Below are 17,683 nucleotides of genomic sequence, written 5' to 3'. Positions count from 1 at the left end.
CCTTAACGGGCCGCGCCGCGCGCGGCGATATCGTTGACCACCACGAGTGCCGCTTCGAGCGTGAATTCGCCGTTGGCCGCCATGGCATGCGCCTGCTCCGGCGTCACTGTCGCGAACTCCATGACTTCGCCGTCGCGGTTCGCCGGCCTTACGCCGGCGTCCAGGACGCAGCGGCTGACCAGCAGATCTTCCACTTGATACCCTTCCGGCAGCCGCCTGTGCATGCGCAGGACGGTGCGTAGCGGCTCGCGGCCGCGCACGTCGCGCGGTGCCAGGCCGGCTTCTTCATGGCATTCGCGGATCAGCGCGACGTCCAGCGATTCGCCGCTCGCCACCAGGCCGCCCACCAGGGTGTCCCACATGCCGGGGTCGGTGGCCTTGTTCAGGGCGCGGCGCGCCACCCAGAGCCGGCCGTCCGGCGTCCAGGCGTTCAGATGCACGGCCCGCGTCAGGATGCCCAGCGGCCGCACGGCCGCGCGCTCGATAGCGCCGAGCCGGCGGCCATCGGCATCGTATACATCCAGCAATTCGTCGCGCCAGCCGCGCAGGCAGTCAGCTTTACGCAAGGCTTGCGCGACGGCGGCCAGCAGCGCGTCCAGTTCCGGCCCGTCCGCCATGCCGTCGCCCAGCTGCAAGGTATTGGTGTCAACCCTGACCCCGGCAAGCCCGCGCAAGGCATCGCATGCCGCCAGGGTGGCGTGGCCGCAGCGCCGGCCGGCGACGTACAAGGCGCGCGATGAGGGCGGGATCAGCTCCTGGGCGCGCGCGCGCAGCGCGGCATACAGGTCGTCGAGCAGGGGCGGATGGGGCGATGGCAGAGGACTTTGCTGCATGGCGGGATTTTAGGGGCTTATTCCTTGCCTGGTTGGTGGCCGCGGTCGTTTTCAGGGTGGCCGTCCGGCCATGGGCAGGGCGCTTGCGTCGGCGCCGCGCGGCCTGCCGGAAAGCGGCATCGCGATGTTCCGCCGGGCCGGTCGATACCAGGGGAGGCGGCCTCCGCTATAATCCGGCGGTTTCTTTGTGATTCGAGCAGAACCGATGTGCGTTGGCAGTGGTTTTATGCCCGTCTCGTAATCTGCCGTCCAACAATCGCGCGTTTCCGTGTAGGTACCGGCAGCACCCTGCCACATCGGCACGGCCCTGACGCGTCATGATAGAGGGTCAGCATGAAGAAGTGGAGAGGGATACTGGGCGCGTGCGCATTGCTGGCAAGCGGCATTGCCTGTGCTCAGGTCAAGGACATGCCGGGCGGCCCCAAGGTCGACCAGCTGAACCTGCACGAAGGCGTTACGCAGATCGCCCATGACGTGATGTGGCTGCACTGGATGATGCTCAGCATCTGTCTGGTGATCTTCATCGGCGTCTTTGGCGTGATGTTCTATTCGATCTGGGCGCACCGCAAATCGCGCGGGCATCAGCCGGCCACCTTCCACGAGCACGTCGGCGTGGAAGTTGCCTGGACTGTCATCCCTTTCTTCATCGTTATCGCCATGGCCTTGCCAGCCACCAAAGCGGTGGTCGCCATGAAGGACACGTCCAGCCCCGACCTGACCGTCAAGGTCACGGGCTACCAGTGGAAGTGGGGCTACGAATACATCGACGGTCCCGCCACCGGCGTCAAGTTCCTGTCTACCTTGTCCACGCCGCGCGCGCAGATCGACGGCAAGGAACCCAAGGGCGAGTTCTACCTGATGGAAGTCGACAACCCGCTGGTCGTGCCCGTGGACCAGAAGGTGCGCGTCGTGCTGACCGCCGGCGACGTCATCCACTCCTGGATGGTGCCGGATTTCGGCATCAAGCAGGACGCCATCCCGGGCTTCCTGCGCGACACCTGGTTCCGCGCCGAAAAGGTCGGCACCTATCGCGGCCAATGCGCGGAACTGTGCGGCAAGGACCACGCCTTCATGCCCATCGTGGTGGAAGTCAAGTCCAAGGAAGACTACGCCAAGTGGGCGGACGAGCAAAAGAAGAAACTGGCCTCGGCCGCCGACGATCCCAATAAGCAATGGACCGAAGCCGAACTGGTCGCCCGGGGCGAAAAGGTCTACGGCGCCAATTGCGTAGTCTGTCACCAGGCCACCGGCAAGGGCGTACCGGGCTCCTTCCCGGCCCTGGACGGCGATAAGATCGTGCTGGGCCCGCAGGCGGAGCAGATCAAGACCGTGCTGCACGGCCGTCCCGGCACGCCGATGCCGGCCTTCATGAACCAGCTCAACGACGTGGAAGTCGCCGCGGTCATCACCTATACCCGCCATGCCTGGAGCAATGCGGGCAAGGGCCAGGATCCGACCGTCCAGCCGTCCACCGTCAAGTCGTCGCCGCACTAACACGCCGTGTCCGGGCCACGCCCGGACTTCTTGCGTTCGTCAGATACCGAATACCTCAGCCTGGCCGTGGATCGGCCCGGCAACATGCAGGAAGGAGTTGAGACTATGAGCAGCGTCACTGTAGACCACGTCGAGCCGGGCCACGGGCACGGCCACGGTCACGATGACCACCATCACGCCATCCCCACGGGCTGGCGGCGCTGGCTGTTCGCCACCAACCACAAGGATATCGGGACGATGTATCTCATCTTCTCGTTCCTGATGTTGCTGGAAGGCGGCACGCTGGCCTTGCTGCTGCGCACGGAGCTGTTCGAGCCGGGCCTGCAGTTCTTCCGTCCGGAACTGTTCAACCAGTTCACCACCATGCACGGCCTGGTGATGGTGTTCGGCGCCATCATGCCGGCCTTCGTCGGCTTCGCGAACTGGATGATCCCGATGCAGATCGGCGCGTCGGACATGGCTTTCGCGCGGATGAACAACTTCAGCTTCTGGATCCTGCCGATGGCGGCGATCCTGCTGACGGCGTCGTTCTTCGTGCCGGGCGGCGCCACCGCCGCCGGCTGGACGCTGTACGCGCCGCTGTCGCTGCAGATGGGCCCGGGCATGGACCTGGCCATTTTCGCCATGCACATCATGGGCGCATCGTCCATCATGGGCGCGATCAACGTGATCGTGACCATCCTGAACATGCGGGCGCCCGGCATGACGCTGATGAAAATGCCGCTGTTCTGCTGGACCTGGCTGATCACCGCCTTCCTGCTGATCGCCGTGATGCCGGTGCTCGCCGCCGCCATCACCATGGTGCTGACGGACCGCCATTTCGGCACGGACTTCTTCAACGCGGCCGCCGGCGGCGACCCGGTGCTGTACCAGCACGTGTTCTGGTTCTTCGGGCATCCCGAGGTCTACATCATGATCCTGCCCGCGTTCGGCATCGTGTCCGCCGTCGTGCCGGCCTTCGCCCGCAAGCCGCTGTTCGGCTATGCCTCCATGGTGTACGCCACGGCGGCCATCGCGGTGCTGTCCTTCATCGTGTGGGCACACCACATGTTCACCACCGGGATGCCGGTGACGGGGCAGCTGTACTTCATGTACGCGACCATGCTGATTTCCATCCCCACCGGGGTGAAGGTGTTCAACTGGGTGGCCACGATGTGGCGCGGGTCGATGACCTTCGAAACGCCCATGCTGTTCGCCATCGGCTTCATCTTCGTGTTCACCATGGGCGGCTTCACCGGCCTGATCCTGTCGGTGGCGCCGATCGACATCCAGGTGCATGACACCTACTACGTGGTGGCGCACTTCCATTACGTGCTGGTGGCGGGCTCGCTGTTCGGCCTGTTCGCGGGCGCGTACTACTGGGTGCCGAAGTGGAGCGGCCGCATGTACAGCGAAAAGCTGGGCAAGCTGCACTTCTGGTCGTCGCTGATTTCCTTCAACGTGACCTTCTTCCCCATGCATTTCCTGGGGCTGGCCGGCATGCCGCGCCGCTACGCGGACTACGCCGCCCAGTTCACCACCTTCCATCAGATCGCCACCATCGGCGCGTTCTGGTTCGGCCTGTCGCAGCTGATCTTCCTGTACGCCATGATCCGCTGCTATATGGGCAAGGGCGAACCGGCGGCGGCCAAGCCGTGGGAGGGCGCCGAAGGGCTGGAGTGGACGGTGCCTTCGCCGGCGCCCTTCCATACCTTCGAAACGCCGCCTGAAGTGAAATAAGCGCTACCGGCCCAAGCAGACAGGACCCGCCATGACGCCCGAACAACGCCGCCGCAACCGCATCGCCGGACTGGTGCTGCTGGTCTTCGTCGTGGCGATTTTCGCCTGGGCCATTTTCAAGGGCAGCCATCTGTTCCCCGGCGGCGTGGCATAAGGACGCAACCATGGCAGACACCCCGGATACCCCGCGGCGCAGGTCCAGCTTTCTGCAGACGCTGAAAGCGGTGGCCTGGGGCATGCTGGGCATCCGCAAGGGCGCCGGCTATCAGGAAGACGCGCGGCTGAACCCCGTGCATCTGGTCATCGCCGGCGTGCTGGCCGGCGTGATCTTCGTGGCCGTCCTGGTTTCCATCGTGCGCTGGGTCGTGGCCAGCCATGGCTGACTAAACAAACTATTCGACGTATCAGTACCAGGGAGAAGACCATGAGTGCAGGACACTCGGTTCAAGCGAAAGAGGCGCCCTACTACTATGTGCCCGCCGACTCGGGCCACCCGGTGCGCAGCGCGATTTCGCTGCTGATCATCGCAGCGGGCGCGGCCTGCTGGGTGAATGATGTCTGGGTGGGCAAGTGGCTGGTGCTGCTGGGCCTGCTGTGCCTGATCGCCGTGCTGTTCCGCTGGTTCGGGGACGCGATCGGCGAATCCGAGCGCGGCATGAACAGCAAGCGGGTGGACGTGTCCTACCGCTGGGGCATGAGCTGGTTCATTTTCTCCGAGGTCATGTTCTTCGGCGGCTTCTTCGGCGCCTTGTGGTACGTGCGCACCATCACGACGCCGTGGCTGGGCGACCTGGACCACAAGCTGCTGCTGTGGCCGGATTTTTCCGCCGTGTGGCCCAACTTCGGCCCGGCCGGCGTGGTCGAGCATTTCGCCACTGTCGGCCCGTTCTGGCTGCCCACCATCAACACCGCGCTGCTGCTGAGTTCCGGCGTCACGCTGACCATCTCGCACCACGCGCTGCGGGCCGACCATCGCGGCAAGGCCATTTTCTGGCTGGCGGCGACGGTGATACTGGGCGCCATCTTCGTGGCCTGCCAGGCCGCCGAGTACCACCACGCGTATACCGAACTGAACCTGAAGTTCAGTTCCGGCGCCTACGGTTCGCTGTTCTTCATGTTGACGGGCTTTCACGGCTTCCACGTCATCATGGGCGCGACCATGTTGACGGTGATCCTGATTCGCCTGATGCGCGGCCATTTCACGCCCAGCCACCATTTCGGTTTTGAAGGCGCGGCCTGGTACTGGCACTTCGTCGACGTCGTCTGGCTGGGCCTGTATCTGTTCGTCTACTGGTTCTGAGTCCGCGCGGGCGGCCCCGGCCGGGGCCGCCCGCGGATCGATCGCGGTCGCCACGGCCGCCACGGTCGACCACCGGTGGCCATGCCGGCGCACCGCTGGCCGCTGGTCGAACAGGACACGCCCAGGCAGTCTTCCGAGTCCTGCACGAGCCGCCAGGGAACCCGCGGCTTGCGTCCTTATCTAATCCCGGTGCTTTCGATCCAGCCGAAGTGATGGGCGATCAGCACGAACAGGAACAGGGCGACTGACAGCCCGATGCGCACCGTCAGGGCGTTGACCGTCCTGTTGGTGGTTCCCTTATCCCTCATCAGGTAAACCAGGGCCGAGCCCAGGCTGGCCAGAATGCCGACGAAGGCCAGGACAACTAGGACGCGCATGGCGGTCTCCGGGTGTAAACCAGAATTATTGCAGACATGGCTCGCGCGCATCGCACTTTGATTGCCCTGGTGCTGCTGGGCATCATGGCGCTGCTGCTGGCGTCGCTGGGACGCTGGCAGTTGCGCCGTGCCGACGAACGGCGCGCCATCCTCGCGGCCATCGAGAACGGCCGCCGCCAGCCCCCGCTGCTCTTGACGCCGGCCACGCCTTCCGACGACATGCGGCCATGGCGGCCGGTGTCGGCGCAGGGGCATTGGCGCGCCGCCATGACGGTCCTGCTGGACAACCGCAACCAGGATGGCCGGCCTGGCTACTGGGTCGCCACGCCGCTGATGCTGGATGAAGGCGCCAATACCGCGGTGCTGGTGCTGCGCGGATGGCTGCCGCGCGCGCTGCCCGGCGAGCCGGCGGCGGTGCCGCCGCCCTTGCCTGACGGCATCCGGACCATCAGCGGCGAACTGGTGCAGCGGGTGCCGCGCCTGTTCGAGTTGTGGAATCCGGGCGGCGCCCCCAGCGACGCCTTGCCGTCCACGTGGCCCGCGCCCGCGCTGCCCACGGTGCAGAACCTGGATCTGGACGCCTATGCCAGGGCCACCGGCCTGAACCTGCTGCCCACCGTCGTCGAGCAGCTGGCGCCCTCGGGCGACGGCCTGGTGCGCGAATGGCCGCAGCCCTCGGTGGACTTCAATCAGAATATTGGCTATGCCATGCAATGGTTTGGTTTCGCGAGCATTGCCGGCATCGCCTTCGTGGTGGTGGCGGTCCGCGCCGCGCGGTCGGCGCGCGCCATGCGCCGCGGCCGCGGGCCCTGATCGTCGCGGCGCGCGTCGCCGAGCTCGTCGCGGTGATGCCGTCGCGTCGCTATCCGGCGCGATCGCGCGGCGAGGATCCGCCGGCCATCCCCACCGCATGGCCGATGACCGCCGATCATCGCCTTTCTGCAACTACTATCGCTGGAACGCACGATTTTGCCCACACCCGCCATGACTTCCGCACCCGAGCGACCGCGCGCCGCCCCGCGCCGCGGCCGGTCCGTCCTGATCGCGATCTTCCTGATCACGCTGGCGCCCATCCTGGGCGCCGTGGTCATGTACCTGAACCCGCAATGGTGGCCCGATGACAGCAGCAACTACGGCACCCTGGTCCAGCCGCAGCGCGATATACCCGGCGCCGCGGAGCTGCCGCTGGCGACCCTGGACGGCCAGCCTTTCGATCTGTCCAGCCTGAAGGGCAAATGGCTGCTGATGACGGCGGACGGCGGCGAATGCCCCGAATCCTGCGCCCGCAAACTGTTCATCATCCGCAATACCCACGCCAGCCAGGGCAAGAATGTCGACCGCGTGGCCCGCGTGTGGTTCATCACCGACGATGCGCCCGTGCCGCAGAAAGTGCTGGAGGCGTATCGCGGGACCGTCATGGTGCGCGGGCGGCCCGAACAGCTCGCGCCGTTCCTGCTGGGCGCGCCCGCGGGCACGGGGGCGGGTCAAACGGCTGGCCAAGGTTCGGGCACGGGTGCCGGACCAGCCGCCGCACAGGGCGCCGCGGCGCTCGCGGGACCGATCTGGATGGTCGATCCGCTAGGCCATTTGATGCTGCAATTCCCCGCCGAAGCCGATCCGGTAAAGGTGCGCAAGGACGTCAGCAAGCTGATCTACAACTCGCGCATTGGCTGAGTTCATGGACACCGTTATCCACCGCTACCGCAAGCTGGTTTTCTTTACCTGGTTCCTGACGCTGGACCTGATCATGTTCGGCGCCTTCGTGCGGCTGACCGATTCGGGCCTGGGCTGCCCCGACTGGCCCGGCTGCTACGGCAGCGTGACGCCGCTGGGTTCGCTGCACGACATCCACGCCGCCAACAGCGCCATGCCCTTCGGTCCCGTATCGCTGTCCAAGGCCTGGATCGAGATGATCCACCGCTATGCCGGCTCCATCCTGGGCATGCTGATCATCGCCATCGTCTACATGGCCTGGCGTTATCGCGCCCGGCTCGGTCGTTCCCCGGCGCTGGCGACCGCGACGCTGGTGATCGTCTGCGTGCAGGGCGCCTTCGGAGCCTGGACGGTCACCCATCAGCTGATGCCGGTGGTCGTCACCGCCCATTTGCTGTTTGGCATGTTGACCCTGGCGGTCATGACCTGGCTGGCCGCGCGCGAACGACCCTACCAGCCCCTGAGCGCCGGCGCCGCGCGCTGGCGACCCTGGATGGCGGGCGGCCTTGCGCTGCTTGTAGTGCAGATCGCCCTGGGCGGCTGGGTCAGCACCAACTACGCGGCCCTGGCCTGCATGGACTTTCCCATGTGCCAGGGGCAGTGGCTGCCGCCCATGGATTTCGCGGGCGGCTATTCCATCATCCGCGCACTGGGCGAATTGCCGTCCGGCGAAATGATCTCGCAGTACGCGCTGACGGCCATCCATTGGGTACACCGCAATTTCGCGTTCGTGGTGTTCATCTATCTGGGCACGCTCGGTTTCCGCTTGCTGAAAGAGCCCGGCCTCCGCGGCCCCGCCCGGCTGATGCTTTGCCTGCTGCTGGCGCAGTTGCTGACGGGCCTGACCACCATTTTCTTCGAATGGCCGCTGCTCATCGCCGTCCTGCACAACGGCGGAGCAGCCGGGCTGGTCCTGGCGGGGGTCACCTTGCAGGTGCGGCTGGCCACCGCCGGGCGTCCGGCGTACAGGCCCTTCAACGGCGCCGTGCTGGCTGCTGACAGGTCCTGACGCCGCAGGGGGTTTAAAATACCGTCCATCATGACCAGTTTCGTTGCCTCCGATTCCGGATTGCTGCGCCAGTACCTGGTGCTTACCAAGCCCCGCGTGACACAGCTCGCGGTGTTTTGCGCCGTCATCGGCATGTTCCTGGCGGCGCCCGGCATGCCGGACCTGAAGCGGGTGGCCTATGCGACCCTGGGCATCTGGCTGCTGGCCGCGGCCGCCTTCGCCATCAACTGCCTGATCGAACAGGAAGTGGACGCGCGCATGCTGCGCACCGCGCGGCGGCCGACCGCGCGCGGCAGCATCCTGCCGCAGCAGGTGATCGCCTTGTCCGGCCTGCTGGGCGGCGCCGGCATGCTGGTGCTGTACAACCTGGTGAATCCCCTGACGATGTGGCTGACCTTCGCCACGTTCGTCGGCTATGCGGTGATCTATACCGTCATCCTCAAGCCCCGCACGCCGCAGAACATCGTCATCGGCGGACTGTCCGGCGCCATGCCGCCGGCGCTGGGCTGGGCGGCCATTGCCAATGCCACGCCGGCCCAGGCCTGGGTACTGGTCCTGATCATCTTCATCTGGACGCCGCCGCATTTCTGGGCGCTGGCGCTGTACCGCATGAACGATTACGCCAAGGCCGGCCTGCCCATGCTGCCCGTGACGCATGGGCGGAAATTCACCCGCCTGCATATTCTGCTTTACAGTATCGCGCTGCTGGCCACGACCCTGCTGCCTTATGCGATCCGCATGAGCGGCCTGGTCTATCTGGTCAGCGCGGTGGTGCTGGGGGCTGTGTTCGTCGCTTATGCCTGGCAGCTGTACCGCGCTTATTCCGATGCCCTGGCCCGCAAGCTGTTTCGCTATTCCATCGTGTACCTGTCGCTGCTGTTTGGCGCCCTGCTGATCGATCACTGGGCCCAACTGCTCGCCTGACCCGCCGCGAGATTTCTTCCATGCCTGCTATCGCCGTTCCGCGCCGCGCCTTGCTGCGGGCCTTCGCCGCCGCGCCCATCGCCAGCCTGCTGGCGGCCTGCGGCCAGGATGCGCCTTCCTTCAAGGGCAGCGACATTACCGGCACCCATTTGGGCAAGAACCTGTCGATGGTGGACCAGGATGGCCGGCCGCGTACCCTGTCCGACTATGCGGGCAAGGTGATGGTGGTCTTCTTCGGCTACACCCAGTGCCCGGACGTCTGCCCGACGGCATTGGCGGAGCTGTCCCAGGTCATGCAGGCGCTGGGCGACCAGGCGTCGCGCGTGCAGGTCGTCATGATCAGCGTGGACCCGGAGCGCGATACGCCGGATGTGCTGAAGCAGTACGTGCAGACCTTCAACCCGTCCTTCGTGGGCCTGACCGGCACGCCGGAGCAGGTCAAGCAGGCCGCTACGTCATTCAAGGTGTACTACGCCAAGGTGCCGGCCAAGAACGGCAAGGACTACAGCATGGACCACAGCGCGGCCTTTTATCTGCTCGACGCGAAGGGCGAGGCGCGCGTGCTGGCGGGGAACGGGTCGGACGTCGCCTCGCTGGCGCACGACATCAAGGCCTTGCTGACCTGATTACCGGGGCACGGCCGGCCGGGCCAGGCCGAAGCGGGCTTAGGGCGCGGCCTACGGCCCGGATTTGCTGGCCTCGTTGAGCGTGTTGGCCCTGTTGGCCCTGTTCGCGGCCGCGTCCCAGGCGGCAAAGGCGGCCTGGGCGGGCGCGTCGAGCTCGCCCAGGGAAATATCCCGGCGTCCCGCCAGGATCATCAATGCATAGGGCGTGGCCAGCGCGGAGGCCTCGGCGCACAGGCGCGATTCCTCGCCGGTGGCGGGTAGGCGGTTGCGCCAGTAGTTGATTGCATCTTCCAGCCGTGTGATCGGAATGACGGTATCCATCGGTCCATTGTCCCAGAACCTTGCGTGAAGTCACGCCGCGGCGCGGGCCGGAAACGGTTGTTCGCCCGCGGTGGTTTCAACGGTACGGTCGAAACCGCGTCCGGCCTTGCAAAACTTTCAAACGGTCACTTTGGCAATACGCTGAAAATAGGACCGGGTGCTATACATCGGGCCGTGTTTTTCTGAAGGAGTTCCATCATGAATGCTCCAGCACCTTTGCATGGGATGGCCGCCAGGCGCGGCCTGCATCCCCTGGTGGCCATAGCCTCCGTCTGCGTGATCGCGCTGTGCGCCGTCGCCACCGCGGCCATCCTGGGCTGGCTGCCGACGCCCAAGGCGCAACAAGAGGCGGCTCGCGAGCAGAGCGCGGGCACCGTGCCAGGCCCGGAAGACGCCAACCTGGCGCCGCTGCCCGGCGGGCAGGCCACCCCGGGGCCGTCCCAGGCGGCCGCCGCGGCGCCTTCCACGACCGCGCCCCGCGCCGCCGCCGCGCAGCCCGCGACGACTTCCTCGCAACGCGCGGCACAGGCGCCGGCCACGCAGCCGCCCTCATCGCAGCAGCAGGCGGCCGCGGCATGTCCGCAATGCGGCGTGGTCGTTTCCGTGAATACCGTGCAAGTGCCGGTGCAAAACAAGGATGAGCCCATCGTCGGTACGGTGGCCGGCGGCGTGGTGGGCGGCGTCGTCGGCAATCAATTCGGCGGCGGCCACGGCAGGACCGCGTTGACCGTTCTGGGCGCCGTGGGCGGCGCTTTGGCAGGCCGCGAAATCGAGCGTAATATCAAGCAGCAACAGACCGTGACACGGTATCAGTTGGTGGCGCGGACCAACGACGGCCACACCCACACGTTCCACAGCGCGACGCCTTTCCAGTATTCCCCGGGTCAAGCGATACGCGTGGAGAACAACCAACTGCTGCCGGGTTGAACCAGGGGGCGGCGCGAGGACGACATGACAGATCACAATAGCAATCCATTCGTTCTGCCCGGCATGGGACAAGGCGCGGCCGATGCGGCCAGCAATCCGCTGCTGGCCAGCATGGAAATGATGCGGCAGGCCTGGGCGGGGTTGACCGGCCCGGGCGGCCTGGCGCAGGTCATGCCCATGACGCCGCCGATGAACCTGCAGGACCTGGAACGCCGCATCGCCGAACTGCGCGCGGTGGAAAGCTGGCTGCGCATGAATCTGTCGATGTTGAGCAGCACCATCCAGGGTCTGGAAGTGCAGCGCTCCACCATCGCTACCTTGCGTTCTTTCGTGGACAACCTGGGCGCCCTGGGACAGGATGCCGGCGGCGCTTCGCCGCTGGAGATTGTTCTCGGGCTGAAGCCGGCGCCTGCGTCCGCCGGCGCCGGCCGGCAGGCGTGGTCCGGTGAGGCCGCCCGATCCGGCGAGGCATCGCCTTCGCGTGCGGAGGCCGGTGCGCGGATGGAGACACCCGCGGATGCGTCGGCGGGCGCCGGGGACAATGCCGCCAGGTCGGCAGCCGGCGAAGGCGCGGCCGCCGAAGAGGCAGCGTCGGCTGGGCCGTCGGCTTCGGCCGGGTCGGCCCAGGCCATCAACCAGGCCGCGCAATCGGCTTCGGAGGCCTGGTGGGGGATGCTGCAGCAGCAGTTCAACCAGCTGGCCGCCGCGACGGCCGCCAGCATGCCGGGCATGTCGACGCCGGGCGCCGCGGCTTCAGGCAATGCCACGCCGGGCGCCGCCACGGGTACGTCGAGTGGCAAAGCCGGGTCCGAACGGCAAGGTGCCGCCGGTATGAATCAGCAGGCGGACCGTGCCCCGGCAGCGTCGAAACGCGCGGCCGGCAAGGCCGTAGGGGCCGGCCAAGGCGCGCCCCGTAAAACGGCGGTCAGGAAAAACAAAATACAATCGGACCCGGACCAATCGTAGTTTCCTTCCAGCCATGCGCCGCCCACGAGGCGGCGCATTCTCATCGAAATTCCATGCTTAATGTCGTCATCCTCGCTGCCGGGTTGGGCAAGCGCATGCAATCCGATCTCCCCAAGGTGTTGCACACGCTGGCCGGCCGTTCCATGCTGGGCCACGTGGTGGACAGCGCGCGTGCGCTGGACCCCGCGCGCATCGTCGTCGTGGTCGGACACGGCGCCGAACGCGTCCAGGCGGCATTCAAGGACCAGGCCGACCTGAGCTTCGCGCTGCAGCAGCCGCAGCACGGCACGGGCCATGCCGTGGCGCAGGCCGTCCCGCTATTGAGCGAAGGCGACGCCGACGACGCCACGCTGGTGCTGTACGGCGACGTGCCCCTGGTCCAGCCCGACACGCTGCGACGCCTGCTGGCGGCACGCGGAGACGGCATGGCGGTGCTGACCGAAACCCTGGCCGACCCGACGGGTTATGGCCGCATCGTGCGCGACGAGCAGGGCAACATTCGCCGCATCGTCGAACACAAGGATGCGTCGGAGGCCGAGCGCGCCATCGTCGAAGTCAATACCGGCATCCTGGCCGCGCCGACCGCCCGCCTGAAAGAATGGCTGACGCGCATCGACAACCGCAATGCCCAGGGCGAGTACTACCTGACCGACGTGGTCGGCCTGTCCGTGCAGGACGGCGTGCCGGTCGGCAGCGCGCAGCCCGCCGCGCATTGGGAAACACTGGGCGTCAACAGCCGCCTGCAGCAGGCCGAACTGGAACGCACTTGGCAACGCGAACAGGCGCGCCGCCTGCTCGACGCCGGCGCGACCATCGCCGATCCCGCGCGCTTCGACCTGCGTGGCGCCATGCGGGTCGGCCGCGATGTATTCATCGACGTCGGCTGCGTGTTCGAAGGCAATGTCGAGCTTGGTGACGGCGTGCGCGTCGGACCGCATTGCGTGCTGCGCGACGTCAGCGTGGGCGCCGGCACCATCGTCGAAGCCTTCAGCCATCTGCAGGACGCGACCATAGGCCAGGACGCCCGCATTGGTCCGTATGCCCGTCTGCGTCCCGGTACGGCGCTGGCCGACCGTGCTCACATCGGCAATTTCGTCGAAGTGAAGAACAGCAAGGTCGGCGAGGACAGCAAGGCGAACCATCTGGCCTATATCGGCGATGCCGACGTGGGCGCGCGCGTCAACGTGGGCGCGGGCGCGATTACCTGCAACTACGACGGCGCGAATAAGTACCGCACGATCATCGAGGACGACGTCTTCATCGGCTCCGACAGCCAACTGGTGGCGCCCGTGCGCGTCGGCCAGGGGGCGACGCTGGGCGCCGGCACCACGCTGACGCGCGATGCGCCGGCCGGCAAGCTGGTCGTATCGCGTAGCCGGCAGACCACCATCGACGGCTGGCAGCGCCCGGTCAAGAAAAAATCGTGAAGGACCAGAGCAGCGCGCCTGCCAACGCATCGTCCGGCGCCACGCCACAGGGACCGGGCGGTCCCAAGCCTGTTTTCGAGGGGCTGCCCACGCCGCGCCGCTACTGGGCGGCCGGTGTCGTCATGCTGGGCATGACGCTGGCCGTGCTCGATGCGACCATTGCCAACGTCGCGCTGCCGACGATATCGGCGGACCTGAATATCGCCCCCGCCAGCGCGGTGTGGATCGTCAACGCCTATAGCGTGTCGGTCGTGATCATGCTGCTGCCCTTGTCGGCGCTGGCCGAGCGGGTGGGATTCCGCCGCATGTTCGGCCTGGGGCTGGCCCTGTTCACGCTGGCCTCGCTGGTCTGCGCGATGGCCAGTTCCCTGACGACGCTGATCGCGGCGCGCATGTTCCAGGGCGTGGGGGCGGCGTCGCTGATGTGCATGTTCGGCGGGCTGGTGCGCAATATCTATCCGCTGGCCAAGCTGGGCCGCGGGATCAGCCTGAACGCCACGCTGGTGGCGGTGATGTCCGTACTGGGACCGACGCTGGGATCGATCATATTGTCCGTGGCCGACTGGCCGTGGATTTTCGCGGTCAACGTGCCTATCGGTATTTTTGGCTTGTTCCTGGTGCGCTTCCTGCCGGACCCGCCGCGCAACACGGCGCCTTTCGACGTGATCAGCGCCCTGCTTTGCATGGTGGTGCTGGGGGTGTTCATCACCGGCGTCGACAACCTGCATCAGGACCTGGTCCGCGGATTGGGGATGGTGGCGATCTCCGTGCTGGCGGGCATCCTGCTGGTGCGGCGGGCCAGCCGCCAGACCGCGCCGCTGGTGCCGGTGGATCTGCTGCGCATCCAGCCGGTGGCCTATGCGGTGGCCGCGTCGGGATGTACGTTCGCGGCGCAGATGAGCGCCTACGTGTCGCTGCCCTTCTATTTCCAATCGGTGCTGGGACGGCCGCACCTGGAAGTGGGCATGCTGCTGGCCGCCTGGCCGGTCGGCACCGCGGTGGTCGCGCCGCTGGCGGGTCGCCTGTCCGACCGCTATTCGGTGGCCATGCTCAGCGGCGCCGGCGCCGGCTGCATGATGGTGGGCCTGATATGGCTGGCGGTGCTGCCGCACAGCGCCTCGAATCCCTGGATCGTCGCCGGTATGTTCCTCTGCGGCCTGGGGTTCGGTTTCTTCCAGACGCCCAACAACCGGTCGATGATCTCTTCGGCGCCGCGTACGCGTAGCGGCGCGATCGGCGGCGTGCAGGCGACCACGCGCGTTTTCGGGCAGAGTTTCGGCACCGCGCTCGTGGCCACCGCGTTCGGCCTGTTCCCCGCCAAGGGGCCGCTGGTGGCCATCAGCCTGGGCGCGCTATGCGCCGGCATGGCGGTGCTCGTCAATACCGTCCGCTTCTCGCGCGTGGCGCAGCCGCCGCGCAAAGGCTAGATGACCGCGCGGTGACGGATCCGGCGCGCGTCCGCCGGCTTATTTTCGCGGGCGATCAGCCGTTAACCGGTAGCGGGCGGCGCCTACGCCGCCCGCGCATGGCCGGCTCCTATAATGCGGCCATGGCCGCGCGTTGCGCGCGGATGAATCGATGAAGGGCATTTATCAATGAAGATCACCGTGGTGGGTACGGGATATGTCGGCCTGGTATCCGGGGCCTGCCTGGCGGAAATGGGCAACGATGTCATGTGCCTGGACGTCGACGCCACCAAGGTCGCGCGCCTGAAGCAGAACGACATTCCGATCTACGAGCCGGGCCTGGAAGAGCTCGTGCGCCGCAACGCCAAGGGCGGCCGGCTGCACTTCACCACCGATGTCGCCGAAAGCGTGCGCCATGGCGACGTGCAGTTCATCGCCGTCGGCACGCCGCCCGGCGAGGACGGCTCGGCCGACCTGCAGTACGTGCTGGAAGCCGCGCGCAATATTGCCCGTCACATGACCGGCCGCAAGATCATTGTCGACAAGTCCACCGTGCCGGTCGGCACCGCGGACAAGGTACGCCAGGCCGTGGCCCAGGTGCTGGCCGAGCGCGGCGTCGATTTCCCGTTCAGCGTGGCTTCCAATCCGGAATTCCTGAAGGAAGGCGCGGCGATCCAGGACTTCATGAGCCCGGATCGCGTGATCGTGGGCGCGGACGACGAGTACACCGTCGGCGTGATGCGGCGTATCTATGAGCCGTTCCAGCGTACGCACGACCGGCTCATGGTCATGGACGTGCGCTCCGCCGAACTGACGAAATACGCCGCCAATGCCATGCTGGCCACGCGTATTTCCTTCATGAACGAAATGGCCAATCTGGCCGAGATCCTGAACGCGGACATCGAGCAGGTGCGCCGCGGTATCGGCGCGGACCCGCGCATCGGTTACCAGTTTCTGTATCCCGGCGCGGGCTACGGCGGTTCCTGCTTCCCCAAGGATGTGCAGGCATTGGTGCGCACGGCGGAACAGCATGGACTGCCGATGCGCGTCATCCAGGCCGTGGAAACCGCCAATGATGCGCAGAAATACCGCCTGCCGGAGAAAGTGGCGCGCCGCTATGGCGAGAACCTGAACGGCCGCACCTTCGCGCTCTGGGGGCTGGCCTTCAAGCCCAATACCGACGATATGCGCGAAGCGCCCAGCCTGACGGTCATCCAGGAGCTGGCGCGGCGCGGCGCGCGCATCCGCGCCTACGATCCCGTCGCCATGGATGAGGCGCGCAAGGTCGTCGGCCGCATGCCCGACGTGCAGGACAAGGTCGAGTTCGTCGCCGATATGTACCAGGCCCTGGACGCGGCGGACGGGCTGCTGCTCGTCACCGAATGGAAGGCCTTCCGCGCGCCCGATTTCGAGCGCGTCCTGGCGCTGCTGAAGTCGCCGCTGATCCTGGACGGCCGGAATCAGTACAACGCGGCCGAACTCAAGGCCATGGGCTTCGATTACGAGGGCATCGGCCGCGCATGAAGATCCTGCAGCTCAACTTCGAGAAGGGCTGGCGGGGCGGGGAAAGACAAACCCTGTACTGCATGATGGCCTTTCGCGATGCGGGGCACGAGGTCGAGCTGCTGGCGCGCGCCGGCTGTCCTTTGGCGCAGCGCGCCGCCGAGCAGGGCTTTACGGTGCATCCCGTCAAGCATGTGCCGGGGCAGATCGCTTTCCTGGCCACGCGCGGGCGGCGCTACGACATCATCCATGCCCAGACCGCCAATACGGTCACGTGGGCGGTGCTGACCAAGGCGCTGCATGGACGCCCCGTGGTGTTCTCGCGGCGCACGTCGTTCGTGGTCAAGCCGGGCGAGGAATGGAAAACCGGCGGCAAATGGCGGCGCGTGGACCTGCTGGTGGCCATCAGCGAAATGGCGGCCGCCGAGCCGCGCCGCCTGGGCATCGAGCCGGTCATCATCCGCAGCGCGGTGTTGCCGGCGCCGATCGACACCGCCAACCTGGCCCGGCTGTCTTCCGAATTCAAACTGCCCGGCAAAAAAATCATCGCCACGTCAGCCGCCTTGATCCACGACAAGGATCCGCTGACCATGATCCGCGCCGTGGGAGAGCTGGCCGAGACGCGGCTGGATTTCATCTTCGTCCATTTCGGCGCGGGCGGGAACAACGAAGCCCAGGCGCGCGCGCTGGTGGCCGAGCTGGGATTGCAGTCCGTCTATCTGTTCGCGGGCTTCCGCAAGGGCGTGGAGGACTTCTACGCCGCCATGGACGTCTTCGCCATGAGCTCGCGCGAAGAGGCGCTGGGCAGCAGCGTGTTCGACGCCTTCCTGCGCCGCGTGCCGGTCGTTTCTACCGACGCCGGCGGCTTGAAGGAAAGCCTGGCCGACGGGCGCGGCATACTCTGTCCCGTGGAGGACTATCGCGCCCTGGCGGCGGGCATGGGGCGGCTGCTGGACGATGCGGCCTTGCGCCGGCAGGTCGTACAGAAGGCTTATGACTACGTGCGCGCCGAGCATGATGTACGCGGCATGGGCGATCGGTATCTGGCCCAGTTCGAACGGCTGCTGCGCGAGCGCGGCGAGGCGCGGCGGATCGAGGCGTCCTGACGGCGTTCCGAACCTTGTCGAAGGGGCGAGCC

19 protein-coding genes are annotated in these 17,683 nt (G+C 66.7%); 16 read left to right on the top strand and 3 right to left on the bottom strand.

Features of this window, described 5'->3' with window-relative positions:
- Positions 1–2: 2 nt before the first annotated feature.
- Positions 3–818, bottom strand: coding sequence for an NUDIX hydrolase (locus tag ACNA0R_RS15445; RefSeq protein WP_415827054.1), 816 nt, complete (start codon positions 816–818; stop codon positions 3–5).
- A gap of 348 nt (positions 819–1,166) precedes the next feature.
- Here ACNA0R_RS15445 and coxB point away from each other — a divergent pair, with 348 nt between their 5' ends.
- The 5 genes from coxB to ACNA0R_RS15420 all read left to right on the top strand — a co-directional run bounded on the left by coxB (position 1,167) and on the right by ACNA0R_RS15420 (position 5,346).
- Positions 1,167–2,327, top strand: coding sequence for a cytochrome c oxidase subunit II (coxB, locus tag ACNA0R_RS15440; protein ID WP_415826905.1), 1,161 nt, complete (start codon positions 1,167–1,169; stop codon positions 2,325–2,327).
- A 105-nt stretch (positions 2,328–2,432) separates the two neighbouring features.
- A complete protein-coding gene (gene ctaD / locus ACNA0R_RS15435) occupies positions 2,433–4,046 on the top strand; it encodes a cytochrome c oxidase subunit I (protein ID WP_415826904.1) in 1,614 nt (537 codons plus the stop codon).
- Positions 4,047–4,077: 31 nt separating this feature from the next.
- Complete coding sequence (locus ACNA0R_RS15430; protein ID WP_218831584.1) at positions 4,078–4,200, top strand: cytochrome oxidase small assembly protein; 123 nt, start codon at positions 4,078–4,080, stop codon at positions 4,198–4,200.
- A 10-nt stretch (positions 4,201–4,210) separates the two neighbouring features.
- The gene (locus tag ACNA0R_RS15425; protein WP_415826903.1) at positions 4,211–4,429 is read left to right on the top strand and encodes a DUF2970 domain-containing protein; all 219 of its coding nucleotides are present in this window, start codon (positions 4,211–4,213) and stop codon (positions 4,427–4,429) included.
- Positions 4,430–4,470: 41 nt separating this feature from the next.
- Positions 4,471–5,346 carry a cytochrome c oxidase subunit 3 gene (locus tag ACNA0R_RS15420; protein ID WP_415826902.1) on the top strand — a complete coding sequence of 292 codons (876 nt, stop codon included), beginning with the start codon at positions 4,471–4,473 and terminating at the stop codon, positions 5,344–5,346.
- Positions 5,347–5,522: 176 nt separating this feature from the next.
- On the opposite strand, the gene ACNA0R_RS15415 is transcribed toward ACNA0R_RS15420, so the two are convergent.
- The gene (locus tag ACNA0R_RS15415; protein WP_086062776.1) at positions 5,523–5,723 is read right to left on the bottom strand and encodes a twin transmembrane helix small protein; all 201 of its coding nucleotides are present in this window, start codon (positions 5,721–5,723) and stop codon (positions 5,523–5,525) included.
- 36 nt (positions 5,724–5,759) lie between these two features.
- On the opposite strand from ACNA0R_RS15415, the gene ACNA0R_RS15410 reads away from it, so the two are divergent.
- From ACNA0R_RS15410 to ACNA0R_RS15390, 5 genes are all read left to right on the top strand, one after another.
- Positions 5,760–6,536 carry an SURF1 family protein gene (locus ACNA0R_RS15410; RefSeq protein ID WP_415826901.1) on the top strand — a complete coding sequence of 259 codons (777 nt, stop codon included), beginning with the start codon at positions 5,760–5,762 and terminating at the stop codon, positions 6,534–6,536.
- A gap of 276 nt (positions 6,537–6,812) precedes the next feature.
- A complete protein-coding gene (locus ACNA0R_RS15405; RefSeq protein WP_415827053.1) occupies positions 6,813–7,397 on the top strand; it encodes an SCO family protein in 585 nt (194 codons plus the stop codon).
- Between the two features lie 4 nt (positions 7,398–7,401).
- Positions 7,402–8,445: a COX15/CtaA family protein gene (locus ACNA0R_RS15400; protein WP_415826900.1), complete on the top strand. Its 1,044-nt coding sequence runs from the start codon at positions 7,402–7,404 to the stop codon at positions 8,443–8,445.
- A 30-nt stretch (positions 8,446–8,475) separates the two neighbouring features.
- On the top strand, positions 8,476–9,369 hold the full coding sequence (gene cyoE / locus ACNA0R_RS15395) for a heme o synthase (protein WP_415826899.1): 894 nt from the start codon (positions 8,476–8,478) through the stop codon (positions 9,367–9,369).
- A 20-nt stretch (positions 9,370–9,389) separates the two neighbouring features.
- Complete coding sequence (locus ACNA0R_RS15390) at positions 9,390–9,995, top strand: SCO family protein (protein ID WP_415826898.1); 606 nt, start codon at positions 9,390–9,392, stop codon at positions 9,993–9,995.
- Positions 9,996–10,046: 51 nt separating this feature from the next.
- On the opposite strand, the gene ACNA0R_RS15385 is transcribed toward ACNA0R_RS15390, so the two are convergent.
- Positions 10,047–10,316: a DUF3717 domain-containing protein gene (locus ACNA0R_RS15385; protein WP_415826897.1), complete on the bottom strand. Its 270-nt coding sequence runs from the start codon at positions 10,314–10,316 to the stop codon at positions 10,047–10,049.
- Between the two features lie 198 nt (positions 10,317–10,514).
- On the opposite strand from ACNA0R_RS15385, the gene ACNA0R_RS15380 reads away from it, so the two are divergent.
- The 6 genes from ACNA0R_RS15380 (at position 10,515) to ACNA0R_RS15355 (ending at position 17,651) form a co-directional block, all read left to right on the top strand.
- Positions 10,515–11,243 carry a glycine zipper 2TM domain-containing protein gene (locus ACNA0R_RS15380; RefSeq protein ID WP_415826896.1) on the top strand — a complete coding sequence of 243 codons (729 nt, stop codon included), beginning with the start codon at positions 10,515–10,517 and terminating at the stop codon, positions 11,241–11,243.
- Between the two features lie 24 nt (positions 11,244–11,267).
- Complete coding sequence (locus ACNA0R_RS15375) at positions 11,268–12,209, top strand: PhaM family polyhydroxyalkanoate granule multifunctional regulatory protein (protein WP_415826895.1); 942 nt, start codon at positions 11,268–11,270, stop codon at positions 12,207–12,209.
- Positions 12,210–12,262: 53 nt separating this feature from the next.
- Positions 12,263–13,636, top strand: coding sequence for a bifunctional UDP-N-acetylglucosamine diphosphorylase/glucosamine-1-phosphate N-acetyltransferase GlmU (glmU, locus tag ACNA0R_RS15370; RefSeq protein WP_415826894.1), 1,374 nt, complete (start codon positions 12,263–12,265; stop codon positions 13,634–13,636).
- 83 nt (positions 13,637–13,719) lie between these two features.
- Positions 13,720–15,063: an MFS transporter gene (locus ACNA0R_RS15365; protein WP_415827052.1), complete on the top strand. Its 1,344-nt coding sequence runs from the start codon at positions 13,720–13,722 to the stop codon at positions 15,061–15,063.
- Positions 15,064–15,231: 168 nt separating this feature from the next.
- The gene (locus ACNA0R_RS15360; protein ID WP_415826893.1) at positions 15,232–16,566 is read left to right on the top strand and encodes a UDP-glucose dehydrogenase family protein; all 1,335 of its coding nucleotides are present in this window, start codon (positions 15,232–15,234) and stop codon (positions 16,564–16,566) included.
- Positions 16,563–17,651, top strand: a complete 1,089-nt coding sequence (locus ACNA0R_RS15355) for a glycosyltransferase family 4 protein (protein ID WP_415826892.1) — start codon at positions 16,563–16,565, stop codon at positions 17,649–17,651. The genes ACNA0R_RS15360 and ACNA0R_RS15355 overlap by 4 nt, the downstream gene beginning before the upstream one ends.
- Positions 17,652–17,683 lie beyond the last annotated feature (32 nt).

Source organism: Bordetella sputigena (genome assembly GCF_965137885.1).
GTDB lineage: Bacteria > Pseudomonadota > Gammaproteobacteria > Burkholderiales > Burkholderiaceae_B > Bordetella_C > Bordetella_C sputigena.
This window is presented reverse-complemented; position numbering and strand designations above follow the sequence as displayed.